We start from the raw sequence: 20,977 nt of genomic DNA, 5'->3' as shown, positions 1-20,977 counted from the left end.
GAGGCTTATATCATGAAAAATGCTGGGCGTATTGACGGAAGAACACAATTAATCGGATTGCTTGCTACACCGATCGGACATTCCTTGTCCCCGGCTATGCATAATCTTGCGTTTGAAAAACTGGGCCTAAACAACGCGTATATGGCCTTTGAAGTTGGAAATGAACAGCTGGAAGAAGTGGTACGTGGGATGCGTGCTCTGAATGTACGTGGTTATAACGTGTCCATGCCCAACAAAACAGCCATTGTGCAGTACCTTGACGAGCTGGACGACAGCGCCAAATTTACAGGAGCAGTCAACACCGTCGTGAACACGGATGGCAAGCTGAAGGGCTACAGTACAGACGGATCTGGTTATGTTCGTAACCTGCGTGAACATGGTATTGATCTGAAAGTTAAAAAAATGACACTCGTCGGCTCTGGCGGCGCAGCTACTCCGATTGCTATTGAAGCGGCTCAAGCAGGTCTGGCTGAAATTTCAATCTTTGCCCGTAACGATCAGTTCTTTGCCCGTGCAGAAGAAAATGTCCGTATTATTAATGAAGATATGAAACACACCCAAGTCAAAGCGAATATATATCCTCTGGAAGATCAAGAACAACTGCGTGAAGAGATCCGCACCAGTCATATTTTCGCAAACGGAACAGGTGTCGGCATGAAACCACTGGAAGGCAAAAGCGTACTTGAAGATACATCCATGCTTCGTTCCGACCTGATCGTGACTGATGTGGTATACAGCCCGGCTAAATCCAAGCTGATGGAGCAAGCTGAATCCGTTGGCGCAACCGCCATTAACGGTCTGGGCATGATGCTGTGGCAGGGCGCACTTGCTTTCGAGCTGTGGACAGGCCAAGAAATGCCAGTCTCTTATATCAAGGAACAGCTGTTTGGGGACCGATTGTAAGAATTAAAAGGACTATACTACTCAAAAGAGACTATATCCGGCGAATGATCGTTCCTGCCGGGGTATAGTCTCTTTTTTATGATAAAATCATTTCATTAATCCTTATACGGGTCGAATTCATTCGCCCCAGCCATACATACTCCAATAGGCTTAAGCTCATGCAGAACCTCCACCGTTTCGGAATGAGCGTCCAGCACCTCACGCAGCTGGCGGTAAACAAACGGGCTTTCATCCGTACCCGCTCCGCGCAGCTCAACACCATAGTTCTGAACGGCCTCCTTCATCTGTAAGTCCGTAATCTTCCCGCCGCTACGCATACGGATTTTCCAGTTCATTTTACCAGCTGCCTGGGTACGGCTCATAATGCGCCCTGCGCCATGAACTGTACTATAGTAGGAATCTCGATTTTCTATCGTATCCCTTCCGCGTACAATCACCGAAATATCGCCCATGCTTCCACCAATAAAACCCGTTTGGCCAGGAGCCGAGGGAGTGGCGCCTTTGCGGACTACAATCGTGTCACGTCCATCATGCTGTTCTTTCCATGCATAATTATGGTGGTTATGCACGGCAAATTCCGCTTCGGTGCCCATAATACCAAGCACCTGTTCTATCACATAATCCCGTCCAGCATAAGCGTAACGCCCGGCAAGCCGCATCGCACGGTAGTACATGTCTCCCAGCTCACTATTCATGTCCAGCAGGACTGGCGGCTGATCCATATGCTCTCCCGGCGCTTTTCCAAGAAATTCTCGTCCTGCCGCCAAATTTAGAAATCCGCTTGCTGTTTTGTGTCCAAAGCCCCGGCTGCCAAAATGATTTGCAATCCATACCTGCCCTGTCGCTTCCTCCACAAATACATCAACAAAATGATTACCGCTCCCCACCGTACCCAACTGGTCTCTTGCCAAGGATTTTAGCTTGTCATGCTCCTGTTTCCCAATCGCAGCATATACCGCCCAATCCGGGTCATCGAACAGTTCATGATCGACCTGAACCGCATTTACACGGCCTACGCCAAAGGAAATATGACGTGCAATCTCATCCAAAATGGATGAAATACGCGGCAAAACATCTGCTGCGAACAGCTTGGTTCTAACCGCCTTATTTCCGCATCCGATATCATACCCGACACCCGAAGGTGAAATTTGTCCGTCATATACCATCACGCCGCCAATCGGCTGACTGTAGCCTTTATGATGATCCGCCATCAGCAGCGCCTGAATCACATTACCATTCTCCGCACAAGTACGGGCTTGAGATAACGCCCCTGCATCGGGCGCTCCCCACACCCGAACTCCATTTATTTCCATATAAGCCACCGTTTCATCCTCCTGTATTTAACTTCATATCAAACGTTGAACTTGTTATTAACATTATGTATGTTTTACCAGCTTTCGAACAGGGTGAAAGTATTACAAGTACAGCAGCAGATGTCCCGTAAGAAAATGAAAAAGGATATCCTACAGTCTTGTTGGCCGCTTGGATACCCTTTTTAGGTGGAACTATTTAACCAACTAATGTGCAGACGTATTTTTCAAATCCGCTTCAAAACGAAGACCAATCTGCTGTCTTGCATCCTCCATCACTTCAGCGACTGCGAGTGAACACTCCAGTGAATTAATGGAGCTATTACGTTCTCCGCTCTTAATCAGATCAATAAACTCCTGAATTTCATAATACATCGGTTCACGGGTCTGTGCTTTCGTCAGATCCTCAATCGTGCCGTCCCGATAATGAATTTTCACCTCATACGGCTGGCTTATTTTGTCGATCACCATCGTTCCATTCTCACCCTGAATTTCGGCAGGCAAATATGAATCGGTAATCTTGGAATGCATGACGACGGCGTCCATATCCAGATATCGCATAGCGATGCTGCCTTCCCCATCTATACCAGAAGACAAGAGCACGCCAACCGCGCGAACTTCCTCCGGTTTGCCGAACAATGCCACCATAGGATACAGGCAATAAACCCCAAGATCCATCAAGGAGCCATTCGAAAAAGACGGATTAAAGGCATTCAGCACTTTTCCTTGCTTAAAAGCATCAAAGCGTGATGAATATTGACAATAACTTGCAAAATAACGCCGAACCCGACCAATTTTATACATATGGTCCTTAACAATCTTAAAGTTTGGCATAAGCGTGGACTTAATGGCCTCCATCAGCAAAACATCATTGTTGTGCGCAGCCTCAATCATGCTCCGCACCTCCGTTGCATTGGAGGCAAACGGCTTCTCGCACAGCACGTGCTTTCCGTGATTCATACACACAATCGCTTGCTCCGCATGCAAGGAGTTGGGACTGGCAATGTATACGGCATCCACCTGATCACTTGCAGCCATTTGCGCCAGGTCTGTAAATACCTCCGGATGGCTGCTGTACTTGGCGGCAAAGGCTTTGCCTTTATCCTCTGTTCGTGAGTACACCGCCGTCAGGGCAAATTCGTCCGTCTCTACTGCGGCTTGAATAAATCTCTCCGTTATCCAGTTGGTTCCAACTATACCAAAACGCATCACAGTATCCCATCCTTCCCCGAGAGTCATTTACATTTAATATATGTATCTATTCTCGCATTCTGGCCTAAGCTTGTCCACTATACGGTTAGGCATACTTCGTTTTTAGAGCTTCTCATTCGACAAAAAAAGACTGCGGCCATCAGCTAATTCATTCTGATTGTACCACAGTCCTTGTATGATGTTTCTGATTTATACTTCCAGCGAACGCACCTCTGACTCGGATAAGCCAGATGCTTTTACAATCACATCGATCTCAAGCCCCATATTCAGCATATTTCGTGCAATTTCAATTGCCTTCTGACGCTCTCCTTCAACTTTACCTTCAACTTTACCTTCTGCTTTACCTAGCTTCAAGCCTTCTTCCCTTGCGCCTTCGATCATGGAAGCCTCATCATGCAGGTACTTTTGTCGGGCTTCATACTGTAAACGCGCCTCTTTATCCTGACTTAGAAACTCCAGCGTAGTCATCGCCTTTTTCAAACCGGGTTCATTCATGGCTAGTACCTCCCATTGAGATGGATTACTTCCCTTTAGAAACAGAAGCCAGTTGACCAAGCCACCGCTACCAGCCGGAATCTCGTGCTCATCCAGTTTGGGCAGTTCCAAAAAATGCAACTCCATATCATCACTAAACGGGATGCCCGTACGATCCTCCGTCAAATGAAACACATTATGATAACGGCTGTTCGGTAGGAAGGAATAATTCAAAATATTGATCGTTACACACTTTCTCAGCAGCTTATAGGATTGTCCTTCGTACAGTTGTCCTGCATACTGCTTACTCCAATAAAACAAAGTTCGTTTATCCATGTCATACTTATTGAAAAGCTGCATCTCCACATTAATGAGCTGACCTTCCAACGTTCTGGCCCGAATATCCAAAATAGACTGCTTATCACGCGGTGCGTCCTTATCCGTATACGGATTCAAAAGTACAATTTCCGTTAACAGAGGCCCCCCCGCTTCCTCAAAGGTACGATTTAGAAAGGTTAAAAGCACATCACGATTTTCCTCGCTTCCAAAAATGCGCTTAAACAAAAAGTCATTGCGGGGGTCCAGCATTTCTACCACTAGAATCAGCTCCATCTGCTCATATTATACCACGATAATAAATAAGAAAGAACAATCAAGAACACATGTTCTCATATTCATCCATCAAAATATACCAGCTTCATGACCGACAATCCATATTCCTGATGGATCATTTTCAACGTGCTTACCTGCACATATGTGCAAGGCTTTTAGAAATGTATAGCACAAAAAAACCGTCCTCACGGACGGTCAATATTCTTTATTTTTTAGAAATTACCTTGCCTACCTCTACCAAAATGGCATCCATAGAAGCGGGGTCATGCACGTCATATTCATCAATGTTCAGACGCAGCACAGGACAGGCATCGAACTCGTTGATCCAATTGGAATATTTGCGATACATTTGCTCCCAATAAGATCGCTCGGTCTGGATTTCCATTTCACGACCGCGCTCCTCGATCCGGCTCAGTATGGATGGCAAGCTGCCCTCCAGATAGACCAGCACATCCGGGTGCGGGAAAAACGGTGTCATCACCATCGCCTCAAACAGACTGGTATACGTTTCATAATCCGTAGGGTTCATCGTCCCCTGATCGGCATGCATTTTCGCAAAAATTCCTGTGTCCTCATAAATCGAACGGTCCTGCACAAAGCCTCCACCGGACAAGAAGATGTTTTTTTGCTCCTTGAAGCGCTCGGCCAGAAAATAAATTTGCAGATGAAAGCTCCATCTTTCGAAATCGTGATAAAACTTCTCCAGATAAGGATTATGATCCACCTTCTCCAGTGAGGTTTTAAAGCCCAGGCGTTCAGCCAACGCAGCCGTTAGTGTGGATTTCCCCACACCTACCGTGCCCGCTACCGTAATCAGGGCATTCGCCGGAATGTTGTATTTATTCATTGAATAAGCTCCTTTACATCAGAAACAATCTGTTCAAATTGTGCTCGGTTTTCTACAAAATCAATCTCATTCCCGTTAACAGTCAATATCTTGGGAAAAGGAGCCTGCTTGGCGAGAAATTGTATGCCATTATCATAATCGGTGATGAGCTGCTCCAGATATGCCGGGTCCATCTCTTGTTCAAAGGAGCGCGCCCGTTTGCGAATTCTGCCCAGCAACGTATCCAAATCGGCTTTAATGTAGATGATCATATCCGGCTTAGGCATATCGTCGGTGAGCAGATGATAGATTTGGCGATATTTTTCGAGCTTCACACCCTTTAGCGTTCGCTCAGCAAAAATCAAATTTTTATAAATATGATAGTCGGAAATAACAGGCTGTGCTTTCTCGATATATTGCAGGCCAGTATCCTCCAGTTGCTTGTACCGATTGCAGAGAAAGAACATTTCCAGTTGGAAGCTCCACTCATCTATATTTTGATAAAATTTATCGAGAAACGGATTCTCCTCGACAATCTCTTTAATCATTGGCATATGCAGCTCCGTTGAAAGCAGGGAAGCCAATGTCGTTTTTCCTGCTCCAATCGGCCCTTCAACGGCTATATATGGGGCTTGTTTCATATGGTTCCGTTCCTCCTTGCACTTCGGTCCATCCCATGGACAGCTATCCTATTGTATCACAAGGAAGTAGGCTAAAGGCATATACTTTCTCTTATGTATCCTCCGATAAAACAACAAAACAGAGGAGCTATGTCTTCCTTCATAGCTCCTCTGTTTCTCCTTGGACATTTCTGCCTTACGCTTATTTAAACCAGCCTTTTTCATTAAAACGCGTAATCGCCTCAATTCGATTGCTGACACCCAGCTTATCCAGAATGACTGAAATGTAATTGCGCACCGTTCCTGTCGTTAGGTACAGCTCACTGGCAATCTCTTTGGTGTTCTTCCCATCAGCAATGAGCGACAAGACGGTCTTCTCACGCTCGGTCAGCGGGTTAACTTCCGCATAAGCATCATCGACCAGCTCTGGAGCATAAATGCGGCGGCCTGCCATAATACTTCGAATCGAGGAAGCCAGTTCTTCACTGGGACTGTCCTTGAGCAGATAACCGTGCGTGCCTGCCTTGATGGCCCGTTCAAAATATCCGGGACGGGCAAATGTGGTCAGAATCAGCACCTTGCAATTCAAGCCTTTGAGCTCCTCAGCCGCATCTAATCCGCTTTTGATTGGCATTTCGATATCCATGATGCATATATCTGGCTGATGCAGCTTGACCAGCTCTAGAGCCTCTTCCCCGTTGCTTGCTTTTCCGACTACTTTCATGTCCTCTTCCAAGTCCAGCAGGGAGGCCAAAGCACCCAGCAGCATACGCTGGTCTTCCGCAATAACGATTCGAATCATGGCCCCACCTCCTCATTTGGCTTTTCAGTGATATTCGGCACTTTTATGATCAGGGCCGTTCCCTGATCTGAACGCAGCTCCATACACCCGTTCACAAATTCGAGCCGTTCCTTCATCCCTTGCAGACCATTCCCCCGAAAGGCTGCATTTTCTCCCGTAACGCCGACTCCATTGTCCTGAATCCGAAGGGTCAGCTCCTTACGAGACGGCTCAATGGCAATGGAGCAGGCTGTAGCGCCACTGTGCTTAACCACATTGGTCACCGCCTCTTTCATGCACATACTGAGCACATTCTCGTTCATTAAGGACGTATGCTCCAGCTTCGGATCGCCCTCCAAGGTGAATTCAATGTGAGCAGCCTTTAAAATCTGCCGAATACGCAGTAATTCATCCTCTAATCGCATACCTCGCATCTGAGTGACCATTTCCCGCACTTCTTTTAACGCACTTCTCGCCGTAAGGCGAACATCGTTAATTTCAGCGTGAGCCCGCTCCGGGTACTGATCCATCAGCTTGCCAGCCAAATCACTTTTCAGTCCGATGAGTGACAGCTTTTGACCAAGAGTATCATGCAGGTCGCGCGCAATTCTTTGCCGCTCCTCTAGCTTAATCAATTCCGATATTTTCTTATTAGCATCCTCCAATTGTACTTGAAGCCGATCGCTTTTATTACGATTAAATGTAGTTATCGGAATCAAGATTACACCAAGCAGATTCAGCAGAATAAAAGGAAGCTGCTTAATAAAAACAGGATTTTCAGAAACAAAACCATAATTGATCAATCCAATGGTACAGACCATCAGCACAATATACAGTGTAGTGAATGCGGCCTTGCTTTTGATATTACCAATCAGGAAAGCGATAAATATCGAGAAATACATATAGCTGAATAACAGCGTCATGGTTATGGATATCGCAATCTGTACACTGGTCCAGAAGTAGATCAGCCAGCCTTGAGAGACAAAAGCCAGTACATAACAAGCAAAGAACACTAAAATAAAGGCGGTACCCAGCACGATATGACTTGTAGATGAGGAACTAAAATAATAGAAGGGCAGGATATAAAAGACAACCCATACATAAGGGTTAAGTCCCGTATTTCTTTGAAAAATCTGATACCATTTTTGCATCCTGCCCACCCTTTATGCTTCTTGAGATTGTTGCAAAATACTCATTTCGCTAATTCAGCTTATACCCCTTATCTTATCATACCGTGCTTCGTACAAAGTTATTTTCTTTCTGTGCTCACAACAGGTGTAGGGACGGGTTTCGTAACGGCAGCACGTTTGCTAAGCAACGGCTTCACTTGTTTAAAGGTCAAAAAGGTTTTCGTGCTTTCATCCCAAAGCCGGAACTTCAGAGATTGCAGACTTGTGCTCACCGTGATAGTCGTCGCTTTTTGAAGCTGCGGGGTGGCATCATGCGCCTTCTCCAAATTGTAATTCGGTACTTTCGGACTCAAATGATGAACGTGATGAAAGCCAATATTGCCCGTAATCCATTGCAACACCTTAGGAAGCTTATAATAAGAGCTGCCTTCTACGGCTGCATTAATATAGCTCCACTCTTCATCATGCTCAAAATACGAATCCTCAAACTGATGTTGTACATAGAATAACCAGATGCCCAGCACACCTGATACAAAAAAAATAGGTGTCTGTATCAAAACAAAATTCTGCCATCCGATGGCCCAGCACAGCAGAGCGTACAATACGACGAGGGAGACATTCGTCAAATAGGTGTTCATTTTTTCCTTGCGTTTTGCCTTCTTTGTGTTAAAGCGATAGGAAATCAAAAAGGTGTAGATCGGACCGAGTCCGAACATCCCCCATGGACTCCGGTATACACGATAAGCCATTCGTGTCCATGCAGAAGCTTCTACATACTCTTCCACCGTAAGCACCCACATATCACCTGTGCCCCGTTTGTCCAGATTACTGCTGGTTGCATGGTGAATCGCGTGGCTATTTTTCCATTGTTCATACGGGCAAAGTGTAATAATACCTGTAATTGTGCCCACAATGTCATTCAGTTTGCGACTTTTGAAGAACGATTGATGACCGCAATCATGAAAAATGATAAATGCTCGTATAACAAATCCGGAAGTAATAATAGTAATCGGAAGAGTCAGCCAATACGATACCGACAGACTAAGATAGGCGGCATACCATAGCAGGATCAGTGGACCCAGGGTATTAAAGAGTTGCAGAACGCTGGATTTCGTGTTTATTTTCTCATAGGGAGCCATATTTTTTTTCAATTGGGCTAATGGGAGTTGTGTCATACTTATTTATGATCCTCCTTTAAAATGACGCCCGTACTTTGATCTCGTCAGGCGTACATGTTGATCTAACCTCAGTATAAGGGGATACCTGTGTTGGATGTAGTCATAAACGTCAGTTCGGGAATATGACATTTGTCATATAGACAAATAACATGACCTCTTTGCCAAATGTTCACGGGTTTCCTTTCGGAAGATTATTTGTTAAAATATAAGGTAAATAACGCTGTATGTGACTGGCGAAGTCAGTGGAATCAACCACGAGGGAGCATACAATGAAAGCGTGCCGTTCGCCTGGGAGAAGTATTTGCAGAGGATTCGTCTGTCGTGACGACCTTGTGCAAATACTTTTTTTCGTTTTACAAGACCATGACACCCTGTTGATTCCATCATGCGATAAATTCAGAGGAGGTTCAGACTATGGCTATCATTATGAAATCCAAAGAAGCAGCTGACAAAGTGTATGCAACGATCCGTAACAAAGTAGAACAAATGAAACAGCAAGGGCATCGCCCTCATTTGGCAACACTGTTGGTAGAAGGTGATCCGGCATCTGCTTACTACGCCCGGACCAAGCAAAAAATAGCGGAGAAGCTGGGCATCTCCTTTCATCTTCATACCTTTGACCGCCATGTAAGCGAAGCTGAACTCCTTCACCTGATCGGTAGCCTGAACGAAGCCTCTCATGTACATGGTATTATGTTGGAATTGCCTCTTTCCCAGCATTTATCCACCTCTGCCATTAAACAATCCATCGCCCCATACAAGGATATTGATGGAATTACCCCAGGCAACAAGCTGGCTACCGTTACAGGTGAAGCCGGGTTGTATCCCGCTACGCCTCAAGCCTGCATTGAGCTGCTCAAGCATTACGGTCACACCTTGGCAGGCAAAAACGTCACCCTTGTCGGCATAGGACAGACGGTGGGACTCCCCCTTTTTCACATGCTGCAAAGAGAAAATGCCACCGTTACCGCCTGTCATGCAGGCACACGTGATATTGCAGAGCATTTGAGTCATGCAGACATTGCCTTTGTCGCAGTCGGATGCCCTGATGTGATTACACAGGATATGGTTCATCCCGGTCTGATTTTGGTAGATGCGGGAATTAACGAGACGCTGGAGGGAAAAATAGTGGGGGATGCCGCCTTGGACGTTGGAGAAAAGGTACATGCGATTTCTCCGGTTCCCGGCGGTGTCGGCACATTAACAACTGCGATTTTGTACAAGAATCTGCTCAAAGCAATAGATCTGCAACACTACTCCAGAGAGGTGGCCTATTCATGAGTGAGCTATCTTGGAGTGATTCCCTTGGACATTTCGTACGCAGTCGAATAACGGGCTAAGAAATAACCTCCAAATCCATGTCTAAGCATGGGTTTCTGGAGGTTATTTTTTTTGGAATTGATTTATTTTGGAAAACTTTTCTATATATTATTCATCAATGTATATAAGTAGATATTCTCCTTATATACATTGATGAATAAATGAGGAAAAACGCATGAAAAGACGTACTCTGTTAATCAGTATGATCGCGTTGTTATTGTTCAGTTCCAGTGCATGGGCGGCCGAAGATGAATCGACGTCCCGTATTCGTTCCTATGGTTCCGGGAGTCTGATTCAACACGATGGGAGCTTGTGGTTATTGGGCTATCCTTGAAATTCATTCCTCTGGAAGAGCTAGAAAACATCATAGACGTGCGTATTATGAATGATCATGTGCTGGCCCTAAACGCCGAAGGAACCGTATTATCCGCTGATCGAATCGAAAATGGTGGTAACTTTGCTCCTTTTCAAACCCTATCCAGCATCGAAGATGTTACAAAATTGAATAGTTACTATGAAGAAAGACCGCAATATGAGGAACGCTGGATCTTCTTGAAGAAGGACGGTACCGTATGGACATGGCCCAAGGTATTTTAAAAAAACACTACCCCCTCCGAAGCTTTATCTGCATCGCAGATTCAAGCCTTATCGGACATCAAAACAATTAAAACCAATAGGAGTTCCAATCTCGCGATTGATCGACAAGGACGGTTATGGTTCTGGGGGGTCAACAAACATGCGCAGCTTGGCATAGGGGATTATGAATTTCTCTACAGTACGCCGGTTCCTGTACAAAAGCCGATTCTCGTCCGTCTCAATGATACACCTGTCTCCCTAAGTAACGGTGTCATTACCCGCAACGGGCAGGCGTTTATTCCCCTTCGTTCTGTTTTTGACAAGCTGGGGGCCGAGGTCGCGCTCCCTATGTAGTAAAGTGCTTGCGAATGTGGATCATATACTTATTTTCTCGCTTTATTCTCTGTTTCTCTTTCAATCAGCATATCCACGATCATATCAATCTGCCCGGTAATGGCGATAGGATCATAGCGATAGTACGTATCAAAGTCGTTAAAGAACACTCTATTGTTCTTCACCGCAGGCAGGTTCCCCCACACAGCGGACGACTTCAGCTGCTTAAGCGCGTCTCCCTTTTTCTCCGGGTCATAGGTTGTCAGGAACATATAATCTGCGGCGTACTGTGGCAATACCTCCAGCGAAAGCTGTACGGTTTGTTCCTTGGAGTTGGTCGTTTTCTTCGGCATGTTCAGCTTGAGTGCATTGTATACCGCTTGTCCTCCACGACCTGCATTGTCACCGAAAATCCAAAGAGCGTTTTTGTCCGTCAGCTCATACAGACCAAAGGTAGCCTTGGGATCAATGACGCCTTTAAGACGTTCGCGGCCTTCGGCAGCCTTTTTATCAAATGCGGCAATAAATTGCTCTGCCTTCTCTTTCTCCCCGGTGATATCACCAAACAGCTTGACCGTATCGTAAATATTCGTAGTCGTTCCGTATGGAATATACAGCGTAGGTGCAATTTTGGACAATGCCTCATAGTGGGTATCCTTCATCACCACGATCAGATCGGGTTTGAGTTCCAGCGTCTTCTCCAAATGGGTCGGGTCACCCACCTCTTTGGTCCCTTTTTCCTTAAGTAAATCAATTATGAAAGGATTTTGAAAGGCCGTCGGCTCCACACCCACCACATTAGCCCCTACGGACAGTAATTCTCCGCCGTAAAAATCCGTCACAATACGCTGCGGTTTGATTGGAATTCGAATATCCCCTTTGACCGTTTTAAAGCTTCGCATCTGACCGTCTGTCGTATCAGCATTTTTCTCTCCAGTAGAAGCTGACTCTTGCTTATCTCCTGAAGATGAAGCGGAATGATTACCATTGCTGTTTCCTCCGCAAGCGCTAATGAATACAGACAATACGAGCATCATAGCAGCCAAAATAAAAAACGATGTTTTCTTCAACATATTAGCCCCCTATGTATTGTAAAAATAACCTTTTCAGTATACATGATAATGATTATCAATATCGTATGAAATATATCAGGCAGCTTCCCTGCTGTCAACTTAAAATCGAAGCTTCAAAAAAAGAGGGGGACTGGACTCTCACTGGATTTATGTAAAAGGCTCTTGTAGGTAAACATTCCTCTACAAGCCGAGTTTGGATGGCTCCATGTAGGCCAGAGTTCTTCCAAATTCGATTAGAGAATATTTTTCGCTTAAACCAAAATATCTTTCACTAAAATAAAGGGGCGCCCTATAGCCATTTCCATAGCTTTCGGGCGCCCAATTATAAAACCTCAGGTTTTAAAATATGCTGTTGCTCCAAACTCCTACTGATAGTTCACTTCTTCTGCGAAGTAAATCTCCTTCAAACGATCCTTGACACGCTGAATTTCCTCTGCTGTTAATGGAGCCGTAGGATACAGCTTGAAGTTCCTTCCCGTAATATAGCTTACATCTGTCTTCCTATCCAGGTTGTATGGCAGCTTTGGAACCGAATTTCGGGTATAGTCGGTAAAATCAATAATGGACCATGCCGTATCTCCATCCTCCTTGGATAAAATGATCCGCTGTGAAGCATTTTCAGTCCACAAGTAACGCAGATTGGCCGGTGAATTATTGGAGTCCATAACTGCCTTAATGCCAGAACCCCTAAACATGAGCGAAAATTCTGTATGATCATTATTCGATCCAGCTAACGATTCATAAATCCGTTTCAGCCCGTCCACTCCCACAATCTCGACCTCACGGTCAGTAGGGAAGTGATTCACAAAGTTCTCCCATATTTGAGACATATTTTGATTTTTGGCAAACCAGTTGATGTCTAAAATAATGGACATGTAGTTTACCGTATTTAAACGTTGATACGGGTTATCTAAATATTGCTGTGCTATATACAGTTGTGGTGCCGCATCCGTTTCAGTCATATATGGGTCACCTGGATGGAGAGTCCAACGTGAGGAATCCTTTGTATAGCGTGATCCAATAGGATCAATCGTAATTGAGTTCATAAACACGATACCGCTATTATTTGCAAGCCCCTGTGCTGGAACAATCGGATTATCCTTATTGGACCAGTAAGGCATCAAAGGTGAACCTTCACCATACATGCTGTTAACATTATATTGTGTAGCCGACCACCCCATCGCTGAAGTGATCTTAAAATGATCTTTAAGCCATTGGACCTGCTCAGGGTTCACCGTAAAACTGGTCAATGATTTAGGCAGATACTTCCGGTATTGGTCTGTATCCATGCTTTCAAACACCGAAGGTGATCCCAACGACCCGGATTGGTGCAGCTCATTGAGTGCATTATAACGATACATATACAACCACTCGTTCATCCGTGCTTCCCATTCAGGGAGCTCGTACAGATTATTCGGATACCCATCCAAAATCCCGACTTCATCACCATACTGATCCACATATTCCAAAACCTTTTTAAGCTGCGGGCGATTCGTTTCTACAAAAACAAATCTATTTTCCATGGCCCAGGTCACTTTTAAGTTGGGGCCAAAGTGATCCATCAGCAATTGACGTGCCTGCTCAATTTGGTCTACCGTGGTCGTACTGCCCGCATCTTGTCCCTGTAGCATCATCGAGACAGCAAAATATTGCTTTTTGCGCTCTCCCGGTACTACCGTTAACTCGGCATCGGATATGAAGTGAATTCCCTGAGATGGTGATTCAACCTCGATCTTGAATGGAATGACAGAGTTCACTGTAGGAATCAGATGCAGATTGGCAATATGCCCATCCTCGTCAAATATCCCTCTGGAATCCTCTATCCGAAGCTTCAAGTCTGACGGCAACAAACCTGGCGGTATGACCTCTCCTTTTGCATTTTGAAATACATAGGGCATGCTCCAGGCTACAGGGTCTAGAGTAGTCGCCTGTGAAATGCTGTATGTCGCCAAGTATACAGACCTGATTACACTCGGGTCCTCTATTGGAGGAGTCTTCCCTTTCACAATCAGCTTGGTCTGTGCTTTAAGTACCCGATAGGGTTTGGCAATTGTGACTTCTATCTCTACAGGGATGTAACCATCAGCAGCAGGAATATTTTCGGAACGCGCGATTTTCCCTTTTTCATCAAAAACACCTAATGTATCACTAAATGTGTAAGTGACACTTGTGACGCTGACATCGGGAATGCTTACCAAGCGTCCTTCATTGTATAGCTGGAAGGACAGCTGATACGCAGGATACGTTTCCGGTTGATTTACCAACTCCGGCGCCTTGATTACAACCGCATCCACTACAAAATCCGAGGAACGATCCGGTGAAATCACCGGTGGTTTCGGTCCCGGTGGTCGTGGCGTTACTGGCGGTATTACTGGTGGTCTAGGACTAGGATCTGATGGTATAACTGGCAGCTCAGGCTTGGGCTCTGTTGGTGTTATCGGCGAGTCCGGTGGATCGGGCCTTGGACTATGGCTTCTGGGCTCTTCGATTTCCGGATTCGCACGCTGGTGACTAATTTCCGGCGCCAGGTCGACCACTAGCTTCTTCGATTCTGGTAGGCTGATCGGCTGATTTGTCGTTGCTGCTCCACTTCCTAATGAATCCAGCAAACGCTTGGCACGTTCTCTCAGATCTTCACCGCCTAGCCATATCCGATAAGCAACCAGTGTAGCATCCTGCCGTCTCACAGGCTCTTTGGGGTGGAAATAGTGATTTGTATCCCCCTCCATCAGCTCCAACCGTTCCATCAGCCATACACTCGTTTGTGCATAGTCTGATATATCAGGCTGATCCACAAATCCGGATACACTGGAAGACCGGATATCTTCAGAAACGCTGAAATACCTGGCATACCAAACTGCCATATCCTGGCGAGTCATATTGTGCTTTGCACCGAATAACTGATCACTAATTCCTTTGGTAATGTTCTCTTCCTGCAGGGTCCGCACATAAGATAGAGCCCACGGCGATACATCTGTAAAAGGAACAACACTTCTGGTGTACGACGTTCGTTTTACGGTTTTGGCAAAGATACTCGCCCACTCCTGCCGCGAAATAAAATCTATGGGCCGGAAGCTGCCATCCTGATAACCAGTAACAACCCCTTGAGCAGCCATGGCTTCAATCGCATCAGCAGCGTAGGAATGTTCAATATCATTAAAGGCCCTGTCTGCAAAAACAGGCACAGTATGTACGCAGAACAACCAAACAGCTAGTAAACCAGCCATGTACCGTCTAATTTGTTGTAACTCCTTTTTACATTTCATAAGATTCTAGAGCATTTTCCCTCCTTTATGATGTAATACCAGATCACTTCCCCCTGTGCTCCTTTTCATTTGTGAAAATTATCTCTTTTGTTTTCAAACGAATTTTCATAACCAGTGACACCAAACTGTATATACTTGAATTATCGGAATAATCTCCCTAGATTTGAATAAAGACAGTAAAAAAAGTCGCTTTAGGTATGCTGTATTATCCGTTAAATCGTCATAATTTTAAAGCCATATATCCCGATCATTTAAAATGGTTTTCATTGGAAATTAAATTTTCAACCCTTTTCTTCCATCACTGTATGTTCTCATTGCCAGCGTAGAAATAAAAAAGATAACATCATGTATATAGCCCCGGATGGGTATACACTATGTTATCTCTACTATTGCAGATCACTATCACTTACTTATTTGGATCACTTATTAGCCATCCTATATCATCTGGGTTATTCTTTTGTAGTAGCACCATTAAAAACATAATAGTAACTCTCTGAAATCCCATCTTGCGGATAAGCTGCAGGATCTTCGCTTGTTACTTGACCTACAAGCTCCCGATTTATAAACGTGTGAGTTCCTTCCTCTATTAGCGATTCAGCAGACATACCACTGATAGGTCTTACGGTACTGGACCAGAATGTAACTAAATATATATCGTCAGGATTAAATTGAAAGCGTCCTTCACTTGATGTCCCCTCATAAAATAGCTCAGACAAAGAAGTCGCTTCTGACCCTCTCATAAAAATTCGAATATCACTAGTTCCATTCCATCTATGAGGAATTCCACCTCTGGGATTGACATACTCTACAACCTCAGGCTCTTGGTCGCGAAGAAAATCAGTAACTGTAAATTTGTAAACCGCATCCGTTATGCTTACGGTTACAACTCCAGTTGTTTTCCCCGTTTTATAGCCGCTGAAATCTCCATACACATTTGGGGTTTGGCTTAAAGCGGCAAAAAAGCTTTCCTGATCCATATATTCTATTCTTCCAGGTACTGCAGTCAATCTATATGTCTTCACCTCAGTACCCTTGTACTTGTCCCAAGTATATTCTGTGGTAGCTGCGTAAGATACCCCGCCGTTCCAGCCCAATGATGCTACTACTAGCAAGGATAACATCAAGAGCAATGACCATTTTTTCAACATCTTCCCCTTAACCCCTCTCCATTTGCACTCCAATTATTCAATAAAATTATAGCTTCTCTAAAATTATATTAACAGTTAAAATTTAGAAGAAAGTATAGATAATTTATGTCCTTTGTATATTGGCTAGTACCTAAACAAAATTAGTGCTTTCTTTCTATTTATCTTTGTTTTATTATTCATAAGTATGTATTATTATTCATTCAATCAACCAACCATATGGAGGATACCTATGAACCCCAAAATTATTGAAGAGCTATCCTTGAACAACTGGCAGCCCCTGTCCACTTTACTTTACGATGGATGGATTTTGCGCTTTGCAGATGGTTATACCAAACGTGCCAACTCGATTAACCCGATTCATTATTCAACCTTTGACCTCGATCATAAAATTGAAGAGTGTGAGAGCTTATATTTCAATCGTAACTTGCCCGCAACCTATAAAATCACTCCCTTTATCCATCCTGAGCATTTAGATCGCATTTTAGAGGAAAAGGGCTATTCCCTCATTGACCCGACGAGTGTTCAAACCTTGAAGCTGGATAACCTAAGCAGCCCCCAACTAAATTCGGTGAACATAGATGAACATATGAATGAAGAATGGTTAGAGCATTTTTGCAGACTTAATCGTGTGGAAGATCATCATAAGGGTATCATGGAACGCATGTTATCTAATATCATAACGAAGAAAGGGTTTATCTCGCTTTGCTCAAATGGGGACAAGAACATGGGGCCAAACACAGCTATTTAGCCGTTGTAGCCGAAAACAAACCTGCACAACGGCTTTATGCCAAACTAGGATACTCGGAAGTTTATACGTATTGGTATAGGGTTAAAGCTTGAGCTGTTTTTCCGTTTCCAAAGTAGGTTGCTTTTACCTTGGCAAAAGAAAAGCCGAGCGAACTCAGGGAGTAACCTGAATCTCGCTCGGCGTGATCTCTGCATTTTAGCAGCCTTCTATTTCTTCTCTAATTCTTCAATTCTCTGCCGCTTTCCTATGCCAAAGACAAAATAGCCAACAATGACGATCACCATAAATGATGCTCCGACAATCAGTGGCGTACGTGTATCTGGATTGAACCACATTCCAACGATCACCAGGGACAAGAAGATAATGGTGATATAGTTGCTGATCGGGAAAAAGCGAGACTTGAAGGGATGATCTTCCATTTCGTTCTTCCACTTTTTCCTGAATTTAAATTGGCTGATCGCCATTGCAAACCACGGTACCATGCCTGGAAGAACACTGGCGCTATAAATATACAGGAACAGTTTGGAGTCAGGGATTAAGTAATTAAACAGCACTCCCACCAGTAGCAAGGAAATAGTCGCAATAATACTATTTCTGGGAACCCCGTTTTTGGAAACTTTCCCAAAAAACTTGGGGGCTTGTCCGTTTTTAGACAATGTATATAGCATTCTTCCTGCACTGTAAATACCACTGTTACAACCTGACATCGCGGCTGTGAGAACAACAAAATTGATGATACCCGCAGCGGCCACAATCCCCACTTTGGCAAAGGTTAGAACGAAAGGACTGCCGATCTCGCCAATTTGGTTCCAAGGATAGATCGTAACAATAACAAAGATCGCACCCACGTAAAAAATCAGAATACGCCAGATGATATTTTTAATAGCTTTCCGCAGCGTCATTTTCGGATTTTCTGCTTCACCCGCCGTAATGCCCACCATCTCTATACCTTGATAAGCAGCCGTTACAATACAGAGCGCGAATAAAAACCCTTTCAAACCACCTGCAAAAAAACCGCCATGGCTGTACAGATTGGAGAAACCAATCGGTTGCCCGCCGTTACCTAGTCCAAAGAAGATCATGCCCGTACCAATGATCAGCATAAAGATAATGGCGACAATCTTAATCATGGCAAACCAAAATTCAAATTCTCCATAAAATTTCACAGCCGCCAAATTGGCTAACGCTATAATGATGACACCTGCCAAGGCTGGCAGCCATTGCGGAATGTCAGGGAACCAATAGCCCACATATACTCCAATCGCAGTAACCTCCGCCATCCCTACAGTGACCCATAAGAACCAATAGCTCCAAGCGGTCAAAAAACCAGCCAAAGGGCTGATATATTTATGAGCAAAAGTAGCGAATGAGCCTGTCACCGGTTCGAGAATCAGCATTTCTCCCATCATTCGCATGACAAAAAACATAATAATCCCAGCTAAGAGATAGGCCAACAGAACAGAAGGCCCCGCCCATTTTATCGTACTTGCCGACCCCATAAATAAGCCAACGCCAATGGTGCCTCCAAGCGCAATCAGTTCTACATGTCGTGGCTTTAGCCCTCTCGTTAATTGTTTCGATTCCAAAAGAACGCTCCCCTTCGTATTTGTTCATCATCAAACCTGAAAGATATGAAATACAGCCGCTATCCCAAAAAGGATATGGAGATATCGGTCTGCCGTGATGCTGATCTTGCCAATACAGAGCTACTTCATCATCCGAGTGCGTACAAGGAAATCACGTCCAAATATGAATCAAGCCTAGCAGTTTCTGAGTCCGATCCTACAGTAATGAAAGAATTGTATGACAAAAAAAACGGAAAATCAACATTTGTTAATTAACCAATGGTTAAAGAATAATGGTAAAAAATAGAGGGATGATTTTGCCATTATAGCAGCTTATTCACACTATGTTCACGTTTTCGGCTACTATATGCCACGAAAACGTGTTTATCAGCAACAAATCTCACTATTGTCTGGATTAAAAAATGATCAATTTCCTACAATTTATCCACATCTAATAGCCTTAGTCGCATTCCCTGCATTCTCCCAATATAAAAAAACCTTAACAAAGATAACCCCTTATCCCTGTTAAGGTTTTGTCTGCATTACCAGTAACAATCCTTAAAATACATTCAGTTGTAGGATTCCGACATTATCTTGTCGATAACGAAGCCCATTTTTGCTCCAGCCACGGATCAAACTCAGCACCCTTGTCACCTTCATAGATGTCAAAAATATCGACTCTCATCTTGTGCAGCTTCTCGCGAAAATCGGTATAGGTATGGTCGGCTGGCAGGCTTTTTTTAATCCGCACCAGAATCTTCGTCAAGCCCTTAACAAGCTCACCCTCTTTGCGCACAGGCGGCTGTACATTCTCGCCCCATTCCTGAAGCTTGCGGTAAGCGGCTTCCTGAACGGCATATACCGTATCATTATTCAAGCGGTGTGTCAGCACGTCAATCGTCTGCTGGTTCTGCCATACACCTAGATCATTCACCGCAGCTAGACGCGCTTTCCAATCGGAGGTTCGGTTTACAGCTACTTTAAGCTGCTCATAAACTTCTGTAAATTCCTGTTGAGTTTCGTTGTTTTCCAAAATAATCTCATCCTTTTCTATATCTGAGTCAATCTATATTCGATCCTATAACGGTTCCACCATCAGAACGCTTTGTTCACCTGTTCTTCGATCCTGTGGCTTTACTAAAAAAAGTAAATCCATTTGATGTTCACCATGATTGCCGTTTGTTAAATATAACATACTTGCAGGCCTTCTTCATATCTCGAACCATCTTCTTTATTTACGAACTTACATGGAAAGTTAAATTGGCTGTTGATTGGTCAGGCATTCTTGGTTTGTAAGGGTTGCTTTTTCAACCTCAACATTTAACACTTTTATCAAGACAGTTATTGCATTTATTCTCCACTAAAGCTTTTGGACCATTCAGCAACCCTCCGACTACTTTCTTCTTCTGACAAATCCTCAATCCTAGTCATAATAGACCATCTTACTCCAAAAGGATCCAATATACTTGCGAATCGATCACCTGAAACAAAGTTTGTAACCGGTTCCCTTACTTTTGCTCCTCTTGCTACCGCATTTTCAAGTACCTGATCAACATTCATTACGTAAATTCCTAAAGAATAACACGCATTGTCCTCATCTGGCGGCAAGGCCAATTTATATGCCGGATTCGCTGCTCCCAGCTGCAAAAAACCATTTCCAAAATCTAATTCCGCATGAACAATTATTTTAATGCCATTTCCATCAGGATATTCAGTAATATCCTTAACCCTTGCATTGAAAACAGTTTTATAGAACTCTATGGCCTCAGATGGATTCTTCACTGTTATAAATGGGGTAATAGATGTACAGCCGTTGGGCATTCCGTTTTTTGTATATTTACCTGACACTCCCATATATTCTCTGCCCTCAGTCATTTGTACTCCTCCCACTATAAATTAATA

22 protein-coding genes and 1 riboswitch are annotated in these 20,977 nt (G+C 44.1%); of the genes, 8 read left to right on the top strand and 14 right to left on the bottom strand.

From position 1 onward, the window contains the following. The first annotated feature begins 12 nt into the window (after positions 1-12). The gene (locus ACIFO6_RS17380; RefSeq protein WP_430042325.1) at positions 13-903 is read left to right on the top strand and encodes a shikimate dehydrogenase; all 891 of its coding nucleotides are present in this window, start codon (positions 13-15) and stop codon (positions 901-903) included. A gap of 95 nt (positions 904-998) precedes the next feature. Here ACIFO6_RS17380 and ACIFO6_RS17375 read toward each other — a convergent pair whose 3' ends face one another. The 8 genes from ACIFO6_RS17375 to ACIFO6_RS17340 all read right to left on the bottom strand — a co-directional run bounded on the left by ACIFO6_RS17375 (position 999) and on the right by ACIFO6_RS17340 (position 9,043). Beyond that, entirely contained in the window at positions 999-2,225 is a 1,227-nt protein-coding gene (locus ACIFO6_RS17375) for an RtcB family protein (RefSeq protein ID WP_430042324.1), read from the bottom strand. A gap of 195 nt (positions 2,226-2,420) precedes the next feature. Continuing rightward, positions 2,421-3,422 carry a Gfo/Idh/MocA family protein gene (locus ACIFO6_RS17370; RefSeq protein ID WP_430042322.1) on the bottom strand — a complete coding sequence of 334 codons (1,002 nt, stop codon included), beginning with the start codon at positions 3,420-3,422 and terminating at the stop codon, positions 2,421-2,423. A 192-nt stretch (positions 3,423-3,614) separates the two neighbouring features. Beyond that, the gene (locus ACIFO6_RS17365) at positions 3,615-4,511 is read right to left on the bottom strand and encodes an Rpn family recombination-promoting nuclease/putative transposase (RefSeq protein ID WP_430042320.1); all 897 of its coding nucleotides are present in this window, start codon (positions 4,509-4,511) and stop codon (positions 3,615-3,617) included. A 205-nt stretch (positions 4,512-4,716) separates the two neighbouring features. Further along, positions 4,717-5,358, bottom strand: coding sequence for a deoxynucleoside kinase (locus ACIFO6_RS17360; RefSeq protein WP_430042317.1), 642 nt, complete (start codon positions 5,356-5,358; stop codon positions 4,717-4,719). Beyond that, a complete protein-coding gene (locus tag ACIFO6_RS17355; RefSeq protein ID WP_430042315.1) occupies positions 5,355-5,978 on the bottom strand; it encodes a deoxynucleoside kinase in 624 nt (207 codons plus the stop codon). The genes ACIFO6_RS17360 and ACIFO6_RS17355 overlap by 4 nt, the downstream gene beginning before the upstream one ends. Positions 5,979-6,159: 181 nt before the next feature. Continuing rightward, on the bottom strand, positions 6,160-6,759 hold the full coding sequence (locus ACIFO6_RS17350) for a response regulator (RefSeq protein WP_430042314.1): 600 nt from the start codon (positions 6,757-6,759) through the stop codon (positions 6,160-6,162). Continuing rightward, positions 6,756-7,889 (bottom strand): sensor histidine kinase, encoded by a 1,134-nt coding sequence (locus ACIFO6_RS17345; RefSeq protein WP_430042312.1) that lies wholly within the window; start codon positions 7,887-7,889, stop codon positions 6,756-6,758. Before ACIFO6_RS17345 ends, ACIFO6_RS17350 begins: the two co-directional genes overlap by 4 nt. A 98-nt stretch (positions 7,890-7,987) precedes the next feature. Beyond that, positions 7,988-9,043 (bottom strand): fatty acid desaturase, encoded by a 1,056-nt coding sequence (locus tag ACIFO6_RS17340; protein ID WP_430042310.1) that lies wholly within the window; start codon positions 9,041-9,043, stop codon positions 7,988-7,990. A 219-nt stretch (positions 9,044-9,262) separates the two neighbouring features. Then, a riboswitch (ZMP/ZTP riboswitch) is annotated at positions 9,263-9,347 on the top strand. Positions 9,348-9,460: 113 nt separating this feature from the next. Between ACIFO6_RS17340 and ACIFO6_RS17335 the strand changes: the two genes are divergently transcribed. The 4 genes from ACIFO6_RS17335 to ACIFO6_RS17320 all read left to right on the top strand — a co-directional run bounded on the left by ACIFO6_RS17335 (position 9,461) and on the right by ACIFO6_RS17320 (position 11,296). Then, the gene (locus ACIFO6_RS17335; protein ID WP_430042308.1) at positions 9,461-10,327 is read left to right on the top strand and encodes a bifunctional 5,10-methylenetetrahydrofolate dehydrogenase/5,10-methenyltetrahydrofolate cyclohydrolase; all 867 of its coding nucleotides are present in this window, start codon (positions 9,461-9,463) and stop codon (positions 10,325-10,327) included. Between the two features lie 214 nt (positions 10,328-10,541). Then, entirely contained in the window at positions 10,542-10,700 is a 159-nt protein-coding gene (locus ACIFO6_RS17330) for a hypothetical protein (RefSeq protein WP_430042306.1), read from the top strand. Beyond that, positions 10,697-10,963 carry a hypothetical protein gene (locus ACIFO6_RS17325; RefSeq protein ID WP_430042304.1) on the top strand — a complete coding sequence of 89 codons (267 nt, stop codon included), beginning with the start codon at positions 10,697-10,699 and terminating at the stop codon, positions 10,961-10,963. The genes ACIFO6_RS17330 and ACIFO6_RS17325 overlap by 4 nt, the downstream gene beginning before the upstream one ends. 39 nt (positions 10,964-11,002) lie before the next feature. After that, positions 11,003-11,296 (top strand): hypothetical protein, encoded by a 294-nt coding sequence (locus ACIFO6_RS17320; RefSeq protein ID WP_430042487.1) that lies wholly within the window; start codon positions 11,003-11,005, stop codon positions 11,294-11,296. Positions 11,297-11,325: 29 nt separating this feature from the next. On the opposite strand, the gene ACIFO6_RS17315 is transcribed toward ACIFO6_RS17320, so the two are convergent. The 3 genes from ACIFO6_RS17315 to ACIFO6_RS17305 form a co-directional block, all read right to left on the bottom strand. Beyond that, positions 11,326-12,348, bottom strand: a complete 1,023-nt coding sequence (locus tag ACIFO6_RS17315) for an ABC transporter substrate-binding protein (RefSeq protein ID WP_430042301.1) — start codon at positions 12,346-12,348, stop codon at positions 11,326-11,328. Positions 12,349-12,713: 365 nt separating this feature from the next. Then, positions 12,714-15,575, bottom strand: a complete 2,862-nt coding sequence (locus tag ACIFO6_RS17310; RefSeq protein ID WP_430042299.1) for an S-layer homology domain-containing protein — start codon at positions 15,573-15,575, stop codon at positions 12,714-12,716. Positions 15,576-16,063: 488 nt separating this feature from the next. Next, positions 16,064-16,762 carry a hypothetical protein gene (locus tag ACIFO6_RS17305; protein WP_430042298.1) on the bottom strand — a complete coding sequence of 233 codons (699 nt, stop codon included), beginning with the start codon at positions 16,760-16,762 and terminating at the stop codon, positions 16,064-16,066. 229 nt (positions 16,763-16,991) lie between these two features. On the opposite strand from ACIFO6_RS17305, the gene ACIFO6_RS17300 reads away from it, so the two are divergent. Both ACIFO6_RS17300 and ACIFO6_RS17295 read left to right on the top strand, forming a co-directional pair. Further along, positions 16,992-17,510 (top strand): GNAT family N-acetyltransferase, cg3035/Rv0428c family, encoded by a 519-nt coding sequence (locus tag ACIFO6_RS17300; RefSeq protein ID WP_430042296.1) that lies wholly within the window; start codon positions 16,992-16,994, stop codon positions 17,508-17,510. After that, entirely contained in the window at positions 17,465-17,602 is a 138-nt protein-coding gene (locus tag ACIFO6_RS17295) for a GNAT family N-acetyltransferase (RefSeq protein WP_430042294.1), read from the top strand. Before ACIFO6_RS17300 ends, ACIFO6_RS17295 begins: the two co-directional genes overlap by 46 nt. A 114-nt stretch (positions 17,603-17,716) precedes the next feature. Here the strand turns inward: ACIFO6_RS17295 and ACIFO6_RS17290 are convergent, their stop codons facing one another. Beyond that, positions 17,717-19,096, bottom strand: coding sequence for an amino acid permease (locus ACIFO6_RS17290; RefSeq protein WP_430042290.1), 1,380 nt, complete (start codon positions 19,094-19,096; stop codon positions 17,717-17,719). Between the two features lie 75 nt (positions 19,097-19,171). Between ACIFO6_RS17290 and ACIFO6_RS17285 the strand changes: the two genes are divergently transcribed. Beyond that, positions 19,172-19,351: a hypothetical protein gene (locus ACIFO6_RS17285; protein ID WP_430042288.1), complete on the top strand. Its 180-nt coding sequence runs from the start codon at positions 19,172-19,174 to the stop codon at positions 19,349-19,351. Between the two features lie 313 nt (positions 19,352-19,664). On the opposite strand, the gene ACIFO6_RS17280 is transcribed toward ACIFO6_RS17285, so the two are convergent. Further along, positions 19,665-20,108: a HEAT repeat domain-containing protein gene (locus tag ACIFO6_RS17280; RefSeq protein ID WP_430042286.1), complete on the bottom strand. Its 444-nt coding sequence runs from the start codon at positions 20,106-20,108 to the stop codon at positions 19,665-19,667. A gap of 317 nt (positions 20,109-20,425) precedes the next feature. Beyond that, entirely contained in the window at positions 20,426-20,950 is a 525-nt protein-coding gene (locus ACIFO6_RS17275) for a VOC family protein (protein WP_430042284.1), read from the bottom strand. Between the last annotated feature and the right edge of the window lie 27 nt (positions 20,951-20,977).

This window comes from Paenibacillus sp. NRS-1781 (genome assembly GCF_050467745.1).
Lineage (GTDB): Bacteria > Bacillota > Bacilli > Paenibacillales > Paenibacillaceae > Paenibacillus > Paenibacillus terrae_A.
Note: the sequence above shows the minus strand (reverse complement) of the source record. Positions and strands in the feature narration are given on the sequence as shown.